Origin of the sequence: Halomonas sp. KM-1, assembly GCF_000246875.1 — a bacterium.
Lineage (GTDB): Bacteria > Pseudomonadota > Gammaproteobacteria > Pseudomonadales > Halomonadaceae > Halomonas > Halomonas aerodenitrificans.
This window is the reverse complement of sequence record NZ_BAEU01000082.1, coordinates 1-5,458: the sequence shown is the minus strand read 5'-3', so window position 1 is coordinate 5,458 and position 5,458 is coordinate 1. Positions and strand designations below refer to the sequence as shown.

Annotated in this window: 4 protein-coding genes and 1 pseudogene; 4 read left to right on the top strand and 1 reads right to left on the bottom strand. The window is 64.3% G+C overall.

What is annotated here, in order from left to right; translation table 11 throughout:
* Positions 1–505, bottom strand: a pseudogene (locus tag B8115_RS23590) (tRNA(Met) cytidine acetyltransferase); the annotation flags it as partial.
* Between the two features lie 392 nt (positions 506–897).
* Here B8115_RS23590 and B8115_RS08985 point away from each other — a divergent pair.
* From B8115_RS08985 to dctP, 4 genes are all read left to right on the top strand, one after another.
* On the top strand, positions 898–2,001 hold the full coding sequence (locus B8115_RS08985) for a TRAP transporter substrate-binding protein (protein WP_010627452.1): 1,104 nt from the start codon (positions 898–900) through the stop codon (positions 1,999–2,001).
* A gap of 92 nt (positions 2,002–2,093) precedes the next feature.
* Complete coding sequence (locus tag B8115_RS08980; RefSeq protein ID WP_010627451.1) at positions 2,094–2,690, top strand: TRAP transporter small permease subunit; 597 nt, start codon at positions 2,094–2,096, stop codon at positions 2,688–2,690.
* A 21-nt stretch (positions 2,691–2,711) separates the two neighbouring features.
* Positions 2,712–4,076: a TRAP transporter large permease subunit gene (locus B8115_RS08975; protein ID WP_010627450.1), complete on the top strand. Its 1,365-nt coding sequence runs from the start codon at positions 2,712–2,714 to the stop codon at positions 4,074–4,076.
* A gap of 356 nt (positions 4,077–4,432) precedes the next feature.
* The coding region (gene dctP, locus B8115_RS08970) for a TRAP transporter substrate-binding protein DctP (protein WP_010627449.1) at positions 4,433–5,458 on the top strand (1,026 nt) is incomplete at its 3' end.

Here is a 5,458-nt window from a genome sequence, read left to right as displayed (position 1 = left end):
GTCGCCGGCGCCTGAGGCCAACCAGGCGCTCCACCACCTGGCGCTGGTCGCGGGTAAGGCAATCGGGGTCGCCGCTGTCGGGTAGCGGCCGGGGCCGGTCGGGCTCGGACTTGGGCTCGGGCAGCCGCAGCGGCTCGCCGGGTGTCCAGTGCACGGCATCCGTCGCCTGCGCCAAGCGTTCACGCAAGCGGGCCATGTAGTGGCTGGCCGTCTGGTCGCCAGCGGCCGCTGGCAGCAGCAGTAGCAGCAGGCCGCCTGCCCGCAGGGTACCGCTGAGAGCACCGAACGCGTCCGCATCGAAACCCGCTTCACTGGCGGCATCGTAGACGATCAGGTCGTGCTCGCCGCCCAGATGGGTGCGGGCCTTGGCCGGCGGCAGCCATCCCTGCTGCCACGCCTTTTCGGGTGCCGCCGACGACACCCAGCAGGGGCGCTGCCAAGCGCGGGCCTGCCAGATGGCCAGCGCTTGCTGCCGCGCCGTGTCGGCAGGCGAGGTCGACCACACAAGGCCGCGCCATCCACGCGCAGCCATTTGGTCAGACCAATTAAATATTGCTCTCGCCTCTCGCTCGCACATCGCTCCGCCCCTCACCGCTCACTCTCCCCACACGCCTCTTTGCATTAACAATTGGTCGCACTTCCAAACACACCGAAAAGCCTAAGCACGCTAAAAATAAGCACAGAATCTAGAGGAAAAGCGCAATTTTTCCGGGAGATCACAACAAAACACCATCAGTTACCTATCGAAACATGATTCACCTTAGCAAGGTCTCACGCACGCCGATTGGTCTGACCAATTTTCCATTATTGCTTTCCCTTTGAGTTGCATGGCTAATTCAGCGCTGGAATAGGCCTTTCCCTAAAACAATACCCGTCACAACAAGTGGAGTCGCGTCTATGCAAGCCTCAACTGGCCCCAAGGTGTCCACACGCTTCAAGCTGGCCGGCACGACAGCCGCCGTGATCCTGGCCGGCGCCGCCATGACCAGCACCGCCAGCGCTCAGGAGCGCGTTCGCTGGCAGGTGCCCATCGCCTTTCCTTCACACCTGGTGGGCCTGAGTACGCCGGTCGTTCATCTGTCCGAAACGCTGGAAGCGATCTCCGGCGGCAACATCAACCTGCGCTACTACGAGCCGGGCGAGCTGATCCCGCCGTTCGAGATCCTCGATGCCGTCTCGGAAGGCCGTTACCCGGCCGGCTACACCTGGATCGGCTACGACCAGGGCAGCATCCCGGTACTGCCGCTGCTCTCCGGCCCTCCCTTCGGCATGGAGCCGCCCGCCTTCATGGCCTGGCACTACTTCGGCGATGGCAACGAGCTGCTGCAGGAAGTGTACGCGCCCTACGGGGTCAAGGCGCTGCTGTGCGGCGTGATCGGGCCGGAAGCCGCCGGCTGGTTCGCCGAGCCGCTGGAATCTCTCGATCAGATCGACGGCCTGCGCATCCGCTTTGCCGGCATCGGCGGCCGCGTCATGGAGCAGCTCGGCGCCTCGGTCACCATGCTGCCCGGTGGCGAGCTCTACCAGGCCATGGAGCGCGGCACCATCGACGCCCTGGAGTTCTCCGCTCCGGCCGTAGACCGCATCCTGGGCATGCAGGAAATCGTGCAGAACTACATCATGCCGGGCTGGCACCAGACCTACACCACCTCGCACCTGCTGGTGAACCAGGAGACCTGGGACGACCTTTCCGACCTGAGCCGCGCCCAGATCGAGATCGGCTGCCGCTCCGCCACGCTGTTCGGCTTCTCCGAGAGCGAGTGGGAGAACCCCCAGGCCCTGGCCGGCTTCGAAGCCGAGGGCGTGAACGCCCAGACCCTGTCGCCGGAGATCCTGGCCGAGCTGGAAAGCGTCACCATGGGCGTGCTGGACGAGATGGCCAGTAACGACGAGCTCTTCGCCCGCGTGCTGGAGAGCCAGCGTGAATGGATGCAGGTCCATGGCAACTGGCACGCCAAAGGCTACCTGCCGCGCTCCTACTATTCGCCCAACTCCAACTGACGGCAAGCGCCGGGCGCCGGGTGCCGGGTGCCGGTGGCATTGCCACCGGCACCCGGCCTCCCGGCTAGCGGCAACATGCAAGAGGCTGCACGATGTCTATACCGCTTCCCGACGCTCCCCCGGACGACACCCCGCTGCGCCCGGAGCTACCCACCAACCGTGTCAGCCATGTGATCGACACGGCCATTGCCGTTCTCGGCAAGCTGCTTTCCTGGCTATGGCTCGTCACGCTCGCCGTGGTGCTTACCAATGTGTTCAGTCGTTTCATCCTGGGCCGCGGCTCCATCGCCCTGGAAGAGCTCTCGTGGCACTTTTTCGGCGCGACGATGATCCTGACTCTGGCCTACGCCGTGGTCACCGACGACCACGTACGCGTGGACGTGCTGCGTGACAAGTTCTCGCTGCGCTTCCAGGCCTGGGTCGAGCTGCTGTGTATCGTGCTGCTGGTGCTGCCGGTGCTCTACTTCATGGTCGACGGGCTCACCGAGTACGCCCAGCGCTCCTTCGCCCGCGGCGAACGCTCCCAGGCGCCCAGCGGCCTACCCTACCGCTTCATCATCAAGAGCACCCTGCCGATCGGCATGGCGCTGATCGCCATCGCCTTGTCATCACGAGCGCTGCGCTGCTGTACCTATCTCTTCGGATTCCCCCGGCAGCTGCCTCTGCGGCGCCCGGTGGACCACCGCTAACGTGCCTGTGCGAGGAAGATCATGGGTCTCGAAGAAATTCTCGTCATCGGCATGTTCGCCGGCTTCATGGGGCTACTGCTGATCGGCTTCCCCGTGGCCTGGGCATTGGCCGGCATCGGTTTCCTGTTCGCCGTCATCGGCCATGTGCTGGTCGAGCACATGGGGGCCGATCTGTGGTTCTCCTGGGGCGGCACCATCGGCGTTCTCGACCGGCGTCTTTACGGCATCATTGCCAACGAGCTGATGGTGGCCCTGCCGCTTTTCATCTTCATGGGCATCATGCTCGACCGCTCCGGCATCGCCGAGCGGCTGATGAACTCCCTGGTGCGCGTTCTCGGCGGGCTGCGCGGCGGCTATGCCGTCACGGTGGTCATCGTCGGCGTGCTGCTGGCCGCCTCCACCGGCATCGTCGGCGCCTCAGTGGTGCTGCTCGGCATGCTCTCCATCGGCCCCATGCTGCAAGCGAAGTACAACAAGTCGCTGGCCGTGGGCACCGCCTGCTCGGTGGGCACCCTCGGCATCCTGGTGCCGCCCAGCATCATGCTGGTGTTGATGGCCGACCGCCTGGGCACCTCGGAAGCCTCGGTGGGCCGACTGTTCATGGGCGCACTGATTCCCGGCATCATGCTGGGGGTGATGTACATCGCCTACATCGTGATCGCCGCCTATATCAAGAAGGATCTGGCCCCGGCTCCGGAGAACCGCCAGCCCCTCAATGCCCGCGCCCTGCTCGAGGTATTGATCGCCGTACTGCCGCCCCTGGCGTTGATCGTGGCGGTACTCGGCTCGATCTTCACCGGCTTTGCCACCACCACAGAAGCTTCCGCGGTGGGCGCGCTGGGCGCCGTGCTGCTGGCCCTGTTCAATCGCCGCCTGAACTTCGACGTGGTGTCAAAGGCGCTCTATCAGACCACCCGCACCACTGCCTTCATCTTCGGCATCTTCGTCGGCGCCACCATCTTCGCCGTGGTGCTGCGCGGGCTGGGCGGCGACGACGTGATTCGCAACGCCATTACCGGGCTGCCCTTCGGCCCGGCCGGCGTGGTGCTGACCATCATGCTGGTGGTGTTCCTGCTCGGCTTCTTCCTCGACTGGGTGGAGATCACGCTGATCATCCTGCCGCTCGTCGCCCCGGTAGTGTTCAGCCTGGGCGTCGATCCGGTGTGGTTCGCCATCCTCTTCGCCATCTGCCTGCAGACGTCGTTCCTGACGCCGCCAGTGGGCTTCGCGCTGTTCTACATCAAGGGCGTCTGCCCACCGGGCATCACGACGCTCGACATCTACAAAGGGGTGGCTCCCTTCGTGGCCCTGCAGTTGCTGGGACTGTTCCTGGTGTTCTTCTACGAACCGCTGGCCACCTGGCTGCCTGCTCAGGTCTACAGCTGACGCTGATGACAGCGACGGCGCCCGACCGGGCGCCGTCTGCCGCGTTATGTGGATAGACTTTGGTCTATTCTCACCCTCTTCTCTCTCCTGCCCCACCCTGCCGGCAGGCCGAAGTTTTACCTTACAATACAGATAGATCCACCTCCCATTCTTTCTTAATTAAACGTAACCGATGCTCGGCTCAACCCTGCTCAGCACCGTAGCCAGCTATCGATTCCGGTCATGCCAGCGTGCTAGCTTGTCGATGTTCTCTGGCGGCCTGACCGATCATTCAGCAAATCACAACGACTGCGGCATGCCGCCTGGCAAGATCTTCTCTTTACTGCAGCACAATAAGACCCAGAAGGGAGCACGACATGAAGATGAAGACGAAATTCGCCATCTCCGGCCTGGCGGCCGGCATCGCTCTGGCCGCCTTCACCACCACCGCTCAGGCCCAGGAGCGCTGGACCATGACCTCCACCTGGCCGGACAGCATCGATCTGATCCAGATCGACCGCCACTGGGTGGAGCTGGTCAACAAGATCGCCGGCGACGAGCTGCAGATCGAGTTCCGCGCCGGCGGCACCCTGATGCCTGGCACCGAGGTGTTCGACGCCACCGAGACCGGCAGTATCGAAGCCGCCGGCGACTGGCCCGGCTACTGGGCCGGCCGCAACCCGGCCTTCTCACCGCTGGCCACCACCACCATGTTGTTCAACGCTGTGGACTACCTGAACTGGATTCAGCAGTGGGGCGGCTGGGACCTCTACCAGGAGATCTACGGCCAGTACGACATGGTCTACCTGCCCTACGGCATCACCAACAACGAGTCGGGCTTCATGGGCCGCACGCCCATCGAGAGCCTGGCCGATCTCGACGGCAAGCGCCTGCGCCTCTCCGGGCGTGACCAGGGCCGCGTACTCGAGCAGCTGGGCGGCTCTCAGGTGACGCTGGCCGGCGGCGAGATCTATCAGGCGGTGGAGCGTGGCGTGGTCGACGGCGCCGAGTTCTCCACCCCGGGGGTGGATTACAATGCCGGCTTCGCCGAAGTGGTCGAGTACTGGTCGGTGCCGGGCTGGCACCAGTCTGCCAGCGTATTCGGCGTGATGATCAATCGCGATGCCTGGGACGCCCTCTCCGAGGAGACCCAGGAGAAGCTGAAGATCGCCGCCGATGCCACCATGGCCTGGTCCATCGCCTGGTCCGAGCGCGGCTCCACCGAAGGTACCGAGCAGTTCATCGATGCCGGTGTGACCATCAATCAGCTCTCCGACGAGGATCTGGAGCGCATCCAGGAGATCACCAACGAGGTGATCCTGCGCGGCGCCTGCGAGCACCCGGACCACGCCAAGGTCTACCACTCCATGATCGGCTACCTGGAGCACTACGCCACCTGGCGC